The sequence below is a fragment of the Pseudarthrobacter sp. 05T312 genome (assembly GCF_056396685.1).
Map to the genome: position 1 here is coordinate 148,858 of NZ_JBFTLY010000008.1, position 15,116 is coordinate 163,973.

Below are 15,116 nucleotides of genomic sequence, written 5' to 3' on the forward strand. Positions count from 1 at the left end.
CTTGCTGAAGCGGTGGAAGTCGGCCTCCCTCAGGTCGCAGCTGGTGGCCATGATCATGGCCCTGCTGATCGTGGCCCTGACGGTGACCGGCGCGGTCACCCTGACGCTGCTGCACAGCTACCTCCAGGGCCAGGTGGATGACAAACTGAACGCCGCCGTCGACTCTGCCCGGAAACAGCGCTCCTTCACCCAGCTGCAGGCACCCAGCCCGATTCCCACGGATTACTCGCTGATGTTCTTCGCCCCCGGAGAGCAGCCGTATACCTTCGGCGGCGACCCGGACGACCACCCGGACATCAGCGCCATCACGGTCGACCAGGCCCAGGCCAGGGATCTTGCCCCCTTCCAGGTCCGCGGGACGGACGGGGAGAACTGGCGCGTAGTGGCGGTGACGGTCCAGAACGGGCAAACCACTGCCGTGGTGGTCATCGGGCTGCCCCTGGAGAGCGTGGACGACGTCCTGAAGCATGCCACCTTGGTGGTTACGGGGGTAGGCCTGCTGACGCTGCTGCTGGCTTCGCTCATTGCCAGCTGGACCGTGTCCCGTTCCTTCCGCCCGCTGGCCAGGGTGGAGAAGACGGCGGCCGCCATTGCCGCCGGGGACCTCTCCCGCCGCGTCGAAGTGGAGAACCCGACCACCGAACTGGGCCGCCTGAGCAGCTCCCTGAACGCCATGCTTGCGCATATCGAGACTGCGTTCGCCGCCCGGACTGCCTCGGAGGCACGGATGCGCCGCTTCGCCGCGGACGCGTCCCACGAGCTCCGCACGCCGCTGGTCACCATCCGCGGGTTCTCCGAGCTGTACCGCCACGGCGCCCTGGCCACGGACGAAGACGTGGCCACCGCCATGGGCCGGATCGAAAGCGAAGCCAAGCGTATGGGGTCCATGGTGGAGGACCTGCTCCTGCTGGCCCGCCTCGACGAGCAGCGCCCGCTGCAGCAAAAGCCGGTTGACCTGCAGCTGATTGCGCACGATGCCGTAGTGGACACCCAGGCAAGCGACCGGTCCCGGGCGATCTCCCTGACCGGGCTCGACGGCGGCCCGGCGGGACCGGCGCCCGTGCTCGGTGATGAGGCCAAGCTGCGCCAGGTGGTGGGAAACCTCGTGGGCAACGCCCTGCGCTACACCCCGGAGGGGAGCCCGATCGAACTTGCTGTCGGGGTCCGGGGAACCGGTGGCGGGGAGCGGTCCGTGATCGAGGTACGGGACCACGGGCCCGGCATTTCGGAAGAGGACGCAGCCAAGGTCTTCGAGCGCTTCTACCGGGCTGACACGTCCCGCACCAGGGAGACCGGTGGCAGTGGCCTGGGCCTGGCCATCGTGGCGGCAATCGTGGGCTCCCACGGCGGGACGGTGCGGGTGGAAAAGACCGACGGCGGCGGCGCCACACTGGTGGTCAGCCTGCCGCGTCGGGACGACGCACCCCGCGATGGTGGAGGAGACGGCCAGGAAGAAGCGGACGGCAGCACTGCCCGTGCCAGGGGCGGCGACGGATCGGTTATCCACATATAGCCGGCCGGTCATGGTCCACGCCTGCCGCGGCTCCATAGGCTCGTCCCAGTAGCCCGGAACCGCCGGGCACGGGGGCAGCAAGCCCCGCCGTATCCGAGAGGCAGAGCCATGAGCATCATTTCCGTCGATACAGACCTGCTGCAGCTAAAGTCCGCCAACGTGCAGGCCACCGTGGACCGGATCAGCGCCGATGTCCACGCCATGAAGCGCGGGCTGGACGAACTGCAGGGTTCCTGGCGGGGTTCCGCAGCCACCAACTTCCAGGCGCTCGTGACCGAGTGGACCATCACCCAGGGCCGGGTGGAGGCGTCGTTGGCATCCATCAATGCCGCCCTTGCCTCTGCCGCCGCCACCTACGCCCAGGCCGAACAGGGCAACGCCCAGCGGTTCAGCTGACTTGGCGGTCAGGCCTCAGGGGTTCCCTGGTGGAAGCGCAGCCGCCAGCGTCCCCCGTCAAGGACCCACAGCGAGCTGCGGAGCGTCGTGCCGGAGCGCGCAAAGCTTCGGTAGGTTAGCAGGACCGCGGCGGCGCCGATGCGCTCTGCACCCAGGATTTCAATATCGGTCCGTTCCCCCGGGTCCTCTTCCAGGGCCATCATCATGGCATCCCGGGTCCACACCCTTCCCGAACTGCCGATTTCCATGAAGTCCGGGTGGAGAAGGACGGCGGTCCGCCCGATATCGCCCCGCACCAGCGGGCCCAGCAGCTCACGTTCGAGCTCTTCCACCAGTGCTTCGGGCCGAATCGAGCCCGCCTGCTGGGTTGCTTCCGCCACTTCAAGGGCTTCATTGTCCAGCTCACTGAACAGGTCGGGTTCCTCGTAGGCTGGCACCGGCGCCGCGGAACGGGCCGGCGCGGGAGCCGGGATATCCAGCGTCGCCGGCGGGACGCCGACGCCTGACGCCGCCTGCGCCGCCGCCGGACGTTCGGCGGCCCCCGGGTGGTGCCCGCCGGGGAACCCTGGGCCTGACCGTGCCGCCACTCCCTGCTGGTACGCCGTGGCCGCGGCCCTGGCCCGTTCATCGGCAGCTTCATTGAGGTCGTGCCCGGCGTGGCCCTTGACCCATTCGAACGTGTAGGTGCGTCCGGCCAGTTCGCGGTCGAGTTCCTTCAGCAGTTCCACGTTGAGGACGGGCTTGCCATCGGCCTTGCGCCATCCTTTGCGTTTCCATCCCGGCATCCATTTGGTAATGGAATTGATCACGTACTGGCTGTCGCAGAGGATGCGCAGGTCTTCCCCCGGCAGGTGCGCGGTAGCGCGCAGGAGATCCAGGACGGCCATCAGCTCCCCCTGGTTGTTGGTCCCATGGGGCCAGCCGCCGGCTCGCCAGCAATCGTCGTTCACATACCAGGCCCAGCCGGCCGGGCCGGGGTTTCCCAAGGCCGAACCATCAGCCGCTGCAGTAATCGTCACTGGTCCATCCTGCCAGAAGCGGCCGACACCCGGCCCCGCTCCCTCGCAAGAGTGTCCACCGGATGCCGTCCCGGCCCTCATCGGCTCCCCTGCCATAACGAAAATGCGGCCCCCTCCGAAGAGGGAGCCGCATTCTGCGGTTTGGCGGGCAGGGTCCCGGCCGGGGAGGCTTAGAAGCCGCCCATGCCGCCCATGCCACCCATGTCGTCGCCACCGGCGGGGGCTGCAGCCTTCTCCGGCTTGTCAGCAACCACTGCTTCGGTGGTGAGGAACAGGCCGGCGATGGACGCCGCGTTCTGCAGGGCAGAGCGGGTTACCTTGACCGGGTCGTTGACGCCGGCTGCCAGCAGGTCGGTGTATTCACCGGTTGCTGCGTTCAGGCCGTGGCCGGCGGGCAGGCCGCGGACCTTGTCGACAACCACGCCCGGCTCCATGCCGGCGTTGAAGGCAATCTGCTTCAGCGGCGCGTCGATGGCAACACGGACGATGTTGGCGCCCGTTGCTTCGTCGCCGGAGAGCTGAAGGTTGGCAAATGCCTTGGCGCCGGCCTGGATCAGGGCCACGCCGCCACCGGCAACGATGCCTTCTTCAACGGCAGCCTTCGCGTTGCGCACTGCGTCTTCGATGCGGTGCTTGCGCTCCTTGAGCTCAACCTCGGTTGCGGCTCCGGCCTTGATGACTGCAACGCCGCCGGCCAGCTTGGCCAGGCGCTCCTGCAGCTTCTCGCGGTCGTAGTCGGAGTCGGAGTTCTCGATCTCGGCGCGGATCTGGGAAACGCGGCCGGCGATCTGGTCGGCGTCGCCGGCACCTTCGACGATGGTGGTCTCGTCCTTGGTGACAACAACCTTGCGGGCCTGGCCCAGGAGCTCCAGGCCGGCAGTCTCCAGCTTGAGGCCAACTTCTTCGGAGATGACCTGGCCGCCGGTGAGGACGGCGATGTCGGCGAGCTGGGCCTTGCGGCGGTCGCCGAAGCCCGGAGCCTTGACGGCGACGGACTTGAAGGTGCCGCGGATCTTGTTCACGATCAGCGTGGCCAGGGCCTCACCCTCGATGTCCTCGGCAATGATCAGCAGCGGCTTGTTGGACTGCATGACCTTTTCCAGGACAGCAACCAGTTCCTTGACGTTGGAGATCTTGGAGTTGACGATCAGGATGTACGGATCCTCGAGGACCGTTTCCTGACGCTCAGCGTCGGTGACAAAGTAGGCGGAGATGTAGCCCTTGTCGAAGCGCATGCCTTCGGTGAGTTCCAGCTCCAGGCCGAAGGTGTTGGACTCCTCGACCGTGATGACGCCTTCCTTGCCCACCTTGTCGAGGGCTTCGGCGATGAGGGCACCGATCTCGTCGTCACCGGCGGAGATGGAGGCGGTGGCCGCGATCTCTTCCTTGGTTTCGATTTCCTTGGCGGAGTTCAGCAGTTCGGCGGTGACGGCCTCAACAGCCTTCTCGATGCCGCGCTTGAGGGACAGCGGGTCGGCGCCGGCAGCAACGTTGCGCAGGCCTTCCTTGACCAGGGCCTGGGCCAGGACGGTTGCCGTGGTGGTGCCGTCGCCTGCAACGTCGTCGGTCTTCTTGGCAACTTCCTTGACCAGCTCGGCGCCGATCTTCTCGTAAGGATCGTCCAGCTCGATCTCCTTGGCGATGGAAACACCATCGTTGGTGATCGTGGGGGCGCCCCACTTCTTTTCGAGGACGACGTTGCGTCCACGCGGGCCGAGGGTGACCTTAACGGCGTCGGCGAGGGTGTTCAGGCCACGCTCAAGGCCGCGGCGTGCCTCTTCATCAAATGCAATGATCTTGGCCATAACGGCAATAGTCCTTTCGGGACAGTCGTTAAGAATGAACCTTCGCTGCAGTGCCCGCGACGGACGATCCTTTGCCGGCGGCCTCTGTATGCCTCCGGGCGGGGATCTCACTGAAGTGAGGTGTTTCTTTCGCTCGTCGACCGCTGCCGTGCGCTGCCGGCCGGAACCAGGCGTTGCTTTAGCAGTCGGTGCGTCAGAGTGCTAAGTCAATAATTAGCACTCCCCAGGTGAGAGTGCAAGCGAAAAGACGCGTAACGCGCCGCAGGACGGGGCCGCTTCGCCCAGGGCGATCAGCCGGAGTGGCCCGACGTCTCCCGGCCGGACAGCGAGGGGTTGTTGTCAGCCCCGAAGGTGTACACGGAGAAAGCGGCTGAGGTGATGTCCCCGTTGGAATCGAAGGCAACCGGGCCCGATTCGCCGTCGTAATTGATGTCCGGGCTGCCCGCAAGGCCGCCGAGGCACTCCTTGTAGCTCAGGCAGGGAGCGGCCGGCGTGCCGGCACCGGCACCGGCACCGGAAGAAGCCGTTCCCCCGGAGACCGGGACCAGGTTCGCGGCAATGGAGCGTCCGGCGTCATCCTGGGCACGGGCCGCGGCGAGGGCCGCCAGCGTGACGGCGTCGTAGGTTTCAGCGGCGAAGGAGACATCCTTGAGTGCCGGGTCGACGGCCAGCAGTTTCGCCTGGAACGCAGCGCTGGGCAGCTGTCCGGGAACCACGGCGCGGGCGCCTTCGAGTGTCCTGGGTGCGAGCCCGGACCCGTAGCGGGCAAACGCGCCGTCGCTGAGGATGATCCGGGAGCCGGCAAGGCCTGCATTGTTCAGTTCCACCAGCGCGCCCTGTGCACCCTCGCGGGCAATCAGGACGACGGCGTCCGGTTTGGCCTTGGAGGCGGAGCGGGCGGCTTCCGCGGCGGCACCGGCCTTGAAACCGGCGCCCGGCAGGACCGTGAGTCCGGACCCTTTGGCTGCATCCGTGACGGCTGCCGAGAGGTCCTTGCCGTAGGTGCCTTCCTGGTACAGCACGCTGATCGTGGCGGCGCCGGCGTCCTTGGCAAGTTTGGCCAGCACGGGCCCTTGCGCGACGTCGGCTGCTGCGGTCCGGAAGTAGTAGCCGCCGCTGGCCAGCCCGGAAAGAGCGGCAGCGGTATTGGCCGGAGAGATCAGGGGGATGCGTGCACGGGACAGGATATCCGCCGCTGCCGGGGCATGGCTGGAGTCGGTGGGCCCGATCACCACGTCCGCTTTGGCGGCCGCCGCGTCGCTTGCCTGCTTGGCAGCGTCCTCGTCCGGGTGCACCGGAAGGAGCTCCACCGGCCGGCCTTTATGCCCGCCGGCGGCGTTGATGTCCTGGATGGCAAGCTTGGCGGCAGCCAGTTGCGGGGCGTTGAGGAAGGCGTTCTCACCGGCGTTGTCCAGGACCACGCCCACCCGGAGCACACCGTCGCCGGACGCCTCGGCCGGTTCCACCCTGGCGTTCCCGCCGGTGCCGGCGCATGCACCCAGCGAAAGGACAGCTCCCAGGGAGAGCGCGAGGACCGGCATGACACGGCTTCCGGGACGCAAGGCGGGCATCACTGCGCGGGCCGGACGTTTTCCGCCTGCGGACCTTTTTCACCCTCGCCGACGTCGAGTTGGACCCGCTGTCCCTCGGCCAGGGCACGGTACCCCTCCCCCTGGATGGCGGACCAGTGGACAAAGATGTCGTCACCGGAGCCGTCAACGGTGATAAAGCCGTAGCCCTTTTCAGCGTTGAACCATTTGACGGTTCCCAGTGCCATGATCAACAACTCTTTCCATCGGGGGCCGGGTGGAGACCAGACCGGCGTAACGGGACGGTGTGCGGCTACCGGTAACCCGGGCCAAGGACCACGACGAGCGGTGCCTGGAACTCGGTGCTGCTCACAACGGTGGGGATATTCAGCAGCCCGGCGAGTTCCTGGGCGCTTGCCAGTTGCTGCGGGCCGGCATAGAAGATCACGGAGGACTTTTGCGGGGCGCCGGACCAGTTGCCCACCGGGCCGAGCCGCCAGCCGTCGGCCTGGACCGTCCCGCCTACCCGGCTGGCCAGCCCGGCCGTGCCGGCGGCGTTGTAGACAGCCACTGCCTGCGTCCTGTCGACCACGGCCTGCTGGGTGGCCGAGGACGTGGGCTCTGGCTCACTGCCCTGGGTTGGCCCGGCAGCGGCGGACGGCGTGGGGGTCCCCGTTGCGGCGGAGCCGGCAGCCTGCGTGGCCGTGGGCGTGGATCCGGTGCCGGGCAGCGGGGCTGACTCCACGCTTGCGGAGGCCTGGCTCGCGGTGGCGTTGAAGCCGAGTTTGGGAAGGATCAGGAAGGACACCAGCCCAATGGCAAGGGCTGCCATTCCTACCGCCAGGATGGGCCAAAGCCGTACCCGGGACGGGGCCGAAGCCGTCCGGTGGACACCTTGTCGCGACGCGGCCTCGGGGACCTTGTCGAATTCATCGCGGGCGTATCTGGTCATGGTGGAAGGACATCCTTGTTGATTGCGGCTGTTGTCCCGGCCTGGGGCGTTCTTAAGCGTCGGATCCCAGGCGCCGGGCAGTACGCGCACGGTGGCGCGACGTACGTAGTCTACGCAATCTCTTGACCAGCATGGGATCGTGGGCCACGGCGTCCTCGCGGTCGATCAGTGCGTTGAGGAGCTGGTAGTAGTGGGTTGCGGAGAGGTCAAAGAGGTCGCGAATGGCCTGTTCCTTGGCTCCCGCGTACTTCCACCACTGCCGTTCCAGGGCCAGCATCTGCTGTTCGCGCTCTGACAAGGAGGACTCGCGGAGGATGAAGTCCGCCAGGAGGGACTTCCGCGGGTCCTGCTCCGGCAGGTGTTCCCGGGCCGGTTCCGCCACGGCGCACTCCTTCGCTGGTTACGGTCAATGTCTTACCCCTATGCTAGCCGCCGAATAACAGCGGTGTCATTCGGCTGCGGCCGCCGCCACCGCATGATGCCCGGCTCCACACGGTCCCTGCGACAATGGAACGATGGTTGAATCGGATGCGCTGTTTGAGCTCCAGCAGGACCCGGCGGACACGCTCAGCTTTGCCGGCCTGGCAAAGCTGCCGCTCGCGGAGCTCATGGCTCCGGACTGGGCCTCGGCGCTTCAGGGCGTGGAAGCCCAGCTGCGGAAGGTGCTGGCCTTCCTGGCAGGCGAGGAGGCAGCCGGGCACCAGCTCCTGCCGCCGCCGGCGAACGTCCTGCGCGCTTTCCGCCAGCCGCTCGCCGGCGTGAAGGTCCTCATCGTGGGCCAGGACCCCTACCCCACGCCGGGACACGCCGTCGGCCTGTCGTTTTCCGTCGACCCACGCACGCGCCCCCTCCCCCGCAGCCTCGTGAACATCTACCGGGAGCTGGAATCCGATCTGGGCATTCCCCCGCGCGTCCATGGCGACCTGTCGGCGTGGACGGACCAGGGCGTGCTGCTCCTGAACCGGGTCCTTACCGTCAGGGCGGGCGCGGCCGGCTCACACCGGGGCAAGGGCTGGGAGGAAATTACGACGGCGGCAGTCACCGCGCTGGCCGCACGCAAGGCGCCGGACGGGTCGGGGTTGCCCTTGGTGGCCCTGTTGTGGGGCAAGGAGGCTGAGGCGGTCCGGCCGCTCCTTGCCGGCACGCCAGCCATCACTAGCGCCCACCCCAGTCCGTTGTCCGCGTCCCGCGGGTTTTTTGGCTCGAAGCCGTTCAGCCGCGTAAACCAACTGCTCCGGGAGCAGGGGGCAGCGGACGTAACCTGGGAACTCCCGCCGCTGCCCTAGCTAGGCTTGCCCTATGAGCAATGTCCCCGCCGCCACCAGCGCGACCAAGAAGAGCCGTCCGCAGGTCAACCTCACCGTGCTGCGCAAGGAGCAGCTGTCCCCGCACATGGTCCGGGTGGTGGCCGGTGGAGAGGGTTTTGGCGATTTCGTCAACAACGGGTTCGTTGACCGGTACGTGAAAATCATCTTCCCGCAGCCGGATGTGGAATACCCCTCCCCCTTGGATCTGGAGGTGGTCCGGGAAACCATGCCGCGCGACCAGTGGCCCTTCACCCGCACTTATACGGTGCGCTGGGTGGACCCGGAAACCCGGGAACTGGCCATCGACTTCGTGGTCCATGGCGACGAAGGGCTCGCCGGTCCCTGGGCGGCCAAGGCCCAGCCTGGCGAGACCCTGACGTTCACCGGTCCAGGCGGTGCGTACAACCCCAATCCCGGGGCAGACTGGTATCTCTTTGCCGGTGACGAAGCGGCGCTGCCCGCCATCGCCGCCAGCATCGAGGCCCTCCCGGCGGGGGCAACCGGCCTTGCTTTCCTGGAGGTCGGCTCCGAAGCCGACATCCAGCCCCTTTCGGCGCCTGCGGGACTGCAGGTGACCTGGCTGCCCCGCAACGGCACACCGGCCGGTTCCAGCGACCTGCTGGTCAACGCCGTGGCGGACGCGGAATGGCCCAGCGGCACCGTGGACGTCTTTGCGCACGGTGAACGCGGCTACATGAAGGCGCTGCGGGAGGTCCTGTTCAAGCAGCGTGGCCTGGAACGCCGCCAGGTGTCCCTTTCCGGCTACTGGGCCCAGGGCCGGGTGGAGGACGTGTTCCAGGCTGAGAAGAAACTTCCGGTCGGGCAGATTTAGCTTGTTGCTAGCGGCGGCGCGCCCGGCGCCGCTCGTTGCTGGCAAGGCTGCGGGTCAGCGGACGCGCCAGCACGTCGCCCAGGACGATGCCCCCTGCCGTGCCCAGCACAATGGCGCCGGCACTGAGCATCCCGCCGGCGCCCGCCAGGACCTCGGATTCCTCAACGGTGAGCACATACATTGACCGGAATATCGTGAGGCCAGGCAGCAGGATCAGCGCCGCGGGCACTGCCACCACGAGCTGCGGTGCACCCATGCGCAGTGCCACCACCCGGGCCAGCAGGCCAATGATGACGGCGGCGATGGCAGGGGCGAACCGGTCACCGATACCCAACAGCCCGCAGCCGAGCAGCACCAGGTAACCGGCGACACCCACCGCTGCCGTGGGCAGCAGCAGCTTCCAGGTGGTCTGTTCCGTGATGCCGATAGCCATCACGGCTGCCGCCACGAAGAGAATGAGGACCCAGAGGTCGTAGGCGGGCGGGAAAGTCTGGGTGACGTCGATGCGCTGCAGCCCGGTCAGCTCCCCCACGACAAAGGCAACGGCAATTCCTGCCACGATGGCGCCGAAGGTCAGGAGGGTGGACAGGAACCGGCCCGCCGCGGTGACGGGGAAGCCGTTGATGGCGTCCTGCACGGAGGACACCAGGCGGCCGGTAGGCAGGAGCAGAAGGATGCCGCCCACCACCACGATTGATGGTGACGTGGTGAGCCCCAGCTGCCATAGCAGCAGCGCCAGGATGGTGACCACAAAGGAGCAGCTGGCGGTGATGAAGAAGTCAGGGACCCGCCAGCGTCCCAGCTGCCGGGCCAGCAGGCTGATCCCGATATTTGCCGCGAACGCGATCGCCGATGACACCAGGCCGCCGCCCAGCACTCCCACGAAGACCGCCGCGAAAATGCCGAACGCCACGGTCACCATCCACCGGGGGTACGGCTTGGGGCTGGTGATGGCCTCGTTGAGCCTGCGGATCGCCTCGTCACGGCCCACGCCGCCGGCGACGATGTCGGTGACCAGCTGGTGCACCTTGGCCAGGCCTGCGTAGTTATTGGTCCATGACCGCACCACGCGCAGCAGGGCGATGGGGGTCTGGTCCTTGGGTGCGTAGTTGATGCCTACGGACTGGTTGGTGATGTCCACCTCGATGTTCTTCAGCCCCAGGGCCGCCGTGACGGCGATGATGCTGGTTTCGACTTCGAGGGCTCCGGCGCCGTAACGGAACATGGTTTCCGCAAGGTGCAGGGCGAAGTCCAGGGTTTTGCGCGCTGAGGTGTCCACGCCGCCCACCTGGATGGTGGGGTTGGCGTACGGGCTGCCAGCCAACCGGTCCACAATGCTTAACGGGGCCGTGGGAGGGTTTTCGCCCTGGACCAGGCGGCGCAGCATCCGCTTGGCCGCAGCATCCTGCCGGAGCTGCGCAGGGGTCAGCGGCTCAGTCTTGGGCAGGCCGTCAGTTGTCGGCCTGGACCCTGGCCGTTCGGGCCGGTTGGTCATGCCCGTTTCCTCCCTGTGCGCGGTTAATGGACTGTCAGGATGCGCGCTTCAGCGGCAGTTTGCCCAGCAGTGTGCGGGCGGCCGCCGCGGCGGACCTGGCGAGCTTGTTGGCATGGAAGACGGCCGGGCGCACCGGCAGGACGAAGTCGCCCACCAGCTGGACCACCTCACCGCCGAAGCCCTTCTTGAACTCGTAGCCGCCGTGGCCTTCCTCGTCCTGCCCGGAGATGCCGAACGTGCCGTAGAAGTTGTAGCGCGGGTAGCCCTTCTCCAGGGCGTGCAGCATCATTCCCCAGTAGAGGGAGGTTGCGCCGTTGAAGTAGATGTAGTCCTGGACGGTGCCGCCGATGACGCACACCACCTCGTCGCCGTAGCAAACGAAGTGGATGGCTGCCACGGTTGCCGTTCCAACCGAGTCGGGGAACCGCTCGATGTCCTTCAGGCTCCGCTCGTAGCTGTCCACCAGGTCCTGGACCACCTTGAGCCGGTTGGCCTTCTTCTTGCTGCCGGTCTCCTCAACCTCGCGGCGGAGTTCGGCTGCCGTGGCTGACTCCGCGGCCAGGCGTTCGGTGATGGACTTGCGGTAGGCAGGGATGTCGATCTTGGCCATCATCAGCTTGGTGAATTCCGCGGAGGTGGTGCGGAGCAGGTTCTCGTAGTAGGCGCGTTCGCGGTACACGAAGCCCTTTTCGTCGCCGGCGCGGCTTAGGGCGCCGTAAAAATCGTCAAGGGTTTCCAGGGTGGCCTGTTCGAGGAACACGCCGTTTTTCTCCGCCTTGCGGATGGCTTTCCGCGTCCGGTAGCTGGTGCCCATGATCAGTTCTTCGGCGTCCTGGATCCCCACCAGGTTCTTGATGAACATCCAGTTGACGTTGACGAAGTTCATGTCCAGGCCCTGGTGCTGGAATCCCAGTCGCTCCAGGTCTGCCACCAGCGGCCGGTTGTCTTCGACGTCCGGCTGCTCCGCGCCGTCGGCGTCCCGTGCGATGTACCGGATGTTGGGAGAGATCCGCAGCTCGGCGGCTTTGCGGGCGGCCGCGTGCTTGCGGAGGAGTCCGACGACGGCGCCCACCAGTTCGCGGTCCGTGTAGTCCATGAGGGGGCCCTTGGCGCATTCGCAGACGGTGTAGCCCAGCCGGGTGGTGGTGAAGTTGAGCTTTCCGACGGCGACAAGTTCGCCGTCGCGCCGCACCCCGAAGAGTTCCACCTGCTGGCCGCGGGCGCGCTGGAAGCGGGCAAAGTCGATGGACTGCAGGAAACTGTTCTGCGGGTGCTTCAGGGCGAAGGCCTCGAAGTCGGCGTCGCTGAGGTTGGCGTATTCTAGCCCGGTAGCGGCGGAAACTGTGTTCAAGGGGTGACCTTCTTCTCGACTCTTCGCGGCCGGGGGGCTCGCGGGGCGGACGGTGTTCGGGGCAGGCTGCACAGGTGCGTGCGGCCCGGCGGATGCTTGGGTGTTGGCGCTGGGGGGAGCTGGTCAGTAGAACTGCTGGCCGGTGCGTGCGGTTTCGATCCGGCGGAACACCTTTTCCCCGCCGTTGACCCAGAGCCGGTGCCGGAGTGGGGACAGGACGTAGTCGTGGCAGCCCACAAAGTCGGTGACGGTCTTGGTGAAGCTGGTCTTGAACATCCCCATGCCGTAGAGGTTGTGGGTCTTGTCCTTGATGCGCGCAGCCGGCGGGGTTCCACAGAAGTCGTATTCCGTGCAGCCCAGTTCCTGCATCCGCTTTATGGCGGTCCACTGCACCAGGTGCGAATCCCCGTACTGCTTGCGGTTCTGCGTGGAGCCGCCGTCCTTGTAAGTGGCCTTGGCACCGTAGTTGATGACGAAGGCGCCCACGCTGGGTTTCCCATCCTCGTAGGTGAAGAAAAAGTTGCCCTGGCCGCGGTTGCAGAATTCGTCCCAGAACTGGGCGTAGTAGTCGTAGCTGCGGAGCGGCATGGACCCCTTTGCGCTGACGGTGTTGGCCATCAGGTCGTACAACGCCCGGTAGGTTTCCGGCCCGTGCTCCTGCCGGACCACCTGGCAGCCCTCACGCTCTGCGCGCCGGATGGCGTTCCGGGCGCGGGAGGAGATGGCCTTGAAGACTTCCTCTTCCGTGCCGGCGATGTCCAGCAGGGCGGTGGAGTCGTTGGACTGGATGTTGGGGGCCTTGGCCAGGTGGGCCGCTGCGAGCTCCCGCCGCGCATCGTCGGAGTCGATGATGTCCGGTTCCACCTTGATGGTGAAGACGTTCAGCTTCCTGCTGCGGACCAACCGGGCGCACGCTTTGAGGGTAGCTCCCAGGTCTGCTGCGCCTGCCAGGTCCGGGCCCTTAATGAGGTACCAGAGCCGGCCCAGGACGGGAAAGCTCTTTTCCAGGACCAGGTTGTAGCTGGAGTTCCCTCCGCTTTCCAGCACCAGGAACCGGACTTTCCAGCCGCTTCCGTTCTTGACCGATGCGTAGGCGGCTGACTGCAGCATGTTGCCGCCGTTCGGGTTGGCCGTGACGTGCTTGTCCCAGTTCTCAATTTCCTCGGCTGTGGCAAAACGTGCGGTGAATTCTCGCAAGGGGGCCGTGTCCAATCGGGTTTGTGCGCGGTTTCGGTACTTCTGGATGCGTGCGGACATGCAGCCTCAAGTCTAAAGCCTCGGGCGGCTCCGGCTTTTCTTGAGCATTCCCAGGGCGACGTCACCCGGGTTGTGGCGTGCCACCTTGACGGAGCTCAGCAGGGTCAACAAGGGTTGGGGTATGAAGCCGGACGGGGAACAAAGCATGGCTGCCGCGGGAGGCGGAAGCCGGCCGTACAGCGCAGCCGTGCAGGCGGCCGGGCTTGCCGGTTTCCTGCTGGCCTCACTGCTCGTGGCGGCGCTGGGCGGTTTCGCCTCGGCGGCAAACGTCACTGGCTGGTACGCCGGCGCGGACAAGGCCCCGTGGTCCCCGCCCAACGGCGTGTTCGGCCCCGTGTGGACCATCCTCTATGCAGCAATGGCCCTGGCAGCGTGGCTGGTATGGCGCCAACGTTCCGAGGGGACACGGCAGGCCATGGTGGTTTACGGCATTCAGCTGGCCCTCAACCTGGCCTGGACCCCGGCGTTCTTCGCCCTCTATCCCGCCCTCGGGACGCCGGCGTTGTGGCTGGGCCTGGCAATCATCCTGGCCCTGATTGCTGCCGTTACGGTGACGGTGCTGCATTTCGGTCCCATCAGCCGGATGGCAGGGTTACTCCTGCTGCCGTACATCTCATGGCTGGTGTTCGCGGCCAGCCTCAACTGGTGGGCGGCAGTGCATAACTAGGCACCCTGGGTCAGCATTCGACGACGTTGACGGCGAGGCCGCCCATGGCGGTTTCTTTGTATTTGTCGGACATGTCTTTGCCGGTTTCGCGCATGGTGATGATGACTTCGTCGAGGGAGACGCGGTGGGTGCCGTCGCCCCAGAGCGCCATTTTCGCGGCGTTGATCGCTTTCGCGGCGGCGATCGCGTTCCGCTCGATGCAGGGGACCTGGACCAGCCCGCCGATCGGGTCACAGGTCAGGCCCAGGTTGTGTTCCATCGCGATYTCCGCGGCGTTCTCCACCTGCGCSGGCGTGCCGCCCATGACCTCGGCCAGGCCCGCGGCGGCCATCGAGGACGCGGAGCCGACCTCGCCCTGGCAGCCGACCTCGGCCCCGGAAATCGAGGCCTGTTCCTTGTAGAGCACCCCGACCGCGCCGGCGGCGAGCAGGAACCGCACCACCACACCGTCCCGGTCGGCCTGGGTTGCCTGGTCCATGCCCGGGGCGAAATGCAGGGCATAGAACAGCACCGCCGGGATGATCCCGGCCGCCCCGTTCGTCGGCGCGGTGACCACCCGGCCACCGGAGGCGTTCTCCTCGTTCACGGCCAACGCCACCAAGTTAACCCACTCCTGCCAATACCTGGGGTCGTGATGGTCCTGCCCGTCACTGCCGGCGTCGTCGGGGCGGGCGGTTTCCTTCTTCAACCGCTCATACCAGTCCGGGGCGCGGCGGCGGACCTTCAACCCGCCCGGCAGCACCCCCTCGCGTTTGAGCGAGGTCTGGACGCAGTTCTCCATCACGGACCAAATATGCAGCAGCCCGGCACGGATCTCCTCCTCCGAGCGGGAGGCCAACTCATTCCTGACCATCACATCGGCGATCCCCAGCCCGGTCACCGCGCAGTGCTCCAGCAACTCCGCCGCGGTCCGGAACGGCAGCGGCAACTCCTCCTTGGACGCGTCCAGTTCCTGCTGCGCCGCGTCCTCTTCCCCCTCCCGGACGATGAACC

Annotated in this window: 15 protein-coding genes; 5 read left to right on the plus strand and 10 right to left on the minus strand. The window is 66.8% G+C overall.

Annotated elements, in window-relative coordinates; all coding sequences use genetic code 11:
- Position 1 precedes the first annotated feature (1 nt).
- Both AC1DIP_RS12880 and AC1DIP_RS12885 read left to right on the plus strand, forming a co-directional pair.
- Positions 2-1,513, plus strand: coding sequence for a sensor histidine kinase (locus AC1DIP_RS12880; protein ID WP_477733975.1), 1,512 nt, complete (start codon positions 2-4; stop codon positions 1,511-1,513).
- 108 nt (positions 1,514-1,621) lie between these two features.
- The gene (locus AC1DIP_RS12885) at positions 1,622-1,909 is read left to right on the plus strand and encodes a WXG100 family type VII secretion target (RefSeq protein ID WP_387566527.1); all 288 of its coding nucleotides are present in this window, start codon (positions 1,622-1,624) and stop codon (positions 1,907-1,909) included.
- 8 nt (positions 1,910-1,917) lie between these two features.
- On the opposite strand, the gene AC1DIP_RS12890 is transcribed toward AC1DIP_RS12885, so the two are convergent.
- The 6 genes from AC1DIP_RS12890 to AC1DIP_RS12915 all read right to left on the minus strand — a co-directional run bounded on the left by AC1DIP_RS12890 (position 1,918) and on the right by AC1DIP_RS12915 (position 7,596).
- Positions 1,918-2,928, minus strand: a complete 1,011-nt coding sequence (locus AC1DIP_RS12890; protein WP_476209394.1) for an RNase H family protein — start codon at positions 2,926-2,928, stop codon at positions 1,918-1,920.
- A gap of 170 nt (positions 2,929-3,098) precedes the next feature.
- On the minus strand, positions 3,099-4,733 hold the full coding sequence (gene groL / locus AC1DIP_RS12895) for a chaperonin GroEL (protein WP_476209392.1): 1,635 nt from the start codon (positions 4,731-4,733) through the stop codon (positions 3,099-3,101).
- A 290-nt stretch (positions 4,734-5,023) separates the two neighbouring features.
- A complete protein-coding gene (locus AC1DIP_RS12900) occupies positions 5,024-6,274 on the minus strand; it encodes an ABC transporter substrate-binding protein (protein ID WP_477733976.1) in 1,251 nt (416 codons plus the stop codon).
- Positions 6,275-6,303: 29 nt separating this feature from the next.
- The gene (locus AC1DIP_RS12905) at positions 6,304-6,510 is read right to left on the minus strand and encodes a cold-shock protein (RefSeq protein ID WP_141180812.1); all 207 of its coding nucleotides are present in this window, start codon (positions 6,508-6,510) and stop codon (positions 6,304-6,306) included.
- A 65-nt stretch (positions 6,511-6,575) separates the two neighbouring features.
- On the minus strand, positions 6,576-7,214 hold the full coding sequence (locus AC1DIP_RS12910; protein WP_476209389.1) for a LytR C-terminal domain-containing protein: 639 nt from the start codon (positions 7,212-7,214) through the stop codon (positions 6,576-6,578).
- A 52-nt stretch (positions 7,215-7,266) separates the two neighbouring features.
- Entirely contained in the window at positions 7,267-7,596 is a 330-nt protein-coding gene (locus AC1DIP_RS12915; RefSeq protein ID WP_476209387.1) for a DUF3263 domain-containing protein, read from the minus strand.
- A 133-nt stretch (positions 7,597-7,729) separates the two neighbouring features.
- Between AC1DIP_RS12915 and AC1DIP_RS12920 the strand changes: the two genes are divergently transcribed.
- Positions 7,730-8,500: a uracil-DNA glycosylase gene (locus AC1DIP_RS12920; protein WP_477733977.1), complete on the plus strand. Its 771-nt coding sequence runs from the start codon at positions 7,730-7,732 to the stop codon at positions 8,498-8,500.
- 13 nt (positions 8,501-8,513) lie between these two features.
- Positions 8,514-9,353, plus strand: a complete 840-nt coding sequence (locus AC1DIP_RS12925; RefSeq protein WP_477733978.1) for a siderophore-interacting protein — start codon at positions 8,514-8,516, stop codon at positions 9,351-9,353.
- Positions 9,354-9,360: 7 nt separating this feature from the next.
- On the opposite strand, the gene AC1DIP_RS12930 is transcribed toward AC1DIP_RS12925, so the two are convergent.
- The 3 genes from AC1DIP_RS12930 to AC1DIP_RS12940 form a co-directional block, all read right to left on the minus strand.
- Positions 9,361-10,848, minus strand: coding sequence for a threonine/serine exporter family protein (locus tag AC1DIP_RS12930; RefSeq protein ID WP_476209381.1), 1,488 nt, complete (start codon positions 10,846-10,848; stop codon positions 9,361-9,363).
- 34 nt (positions 10,849-10,882) lie between these two features.
- Positions 10,883-12,199 (minus strand): peptidoglycan bridge formation glycyltransferase FemA/FemB family protein, encoded by a 1,317-nt coding sequence (locus AC1DIP_RS12935; protein WP_476209379.1) that lies wholly within the window; start codon positions 12,197-12,199, stop codon positions 10,883-10,885.
- A 123-nt stretch (positions 12,200-12,322) separates the two neighbouring features.
- Positions 12,323-13,456, minus strand: a complete 1,134-nt coding sequence (locus AC1DIP_RS12940; protein ID WP_477733979.1) for a lipid II:glycine glycyltransferase FemX — start codon at positions 13,454-13,456, stop codon at positions 12,323-12,325.
- A gap of 121 nt (positions 13,457-13,577) precedes the next feature.
- Between AC1DIP_RS12940 and AC1DIP_RS12945 the strand changes: the two genes are divergently transcribed.
- The gene (locus AC1DIP_RS12945; protein ID WP_477733986.1) at positions 13,578-14,123 is read left to right on the plus strand and encodes a TspO/MBR family protein; all 546 of its coding nucleotides are present in this window, start codon (positions 13,578-13,580) and stop codon (positions 14,121-14,123) included.
- 10 nt (positions 14,124-14,133) lie between these two features.
- Here the strand turns inward: AC1DIP_RS12945 and AC1DIP_RS12950 are convergent.
- A partial coding sequence (locus tag AC1DIP_RS12950; RefSeq protein ID WP_477733980.1) for an L-serine ammonia-lyase occupies positions 14,134-15,116 on the minus strand: 983 nt, incomplete at its 5' end.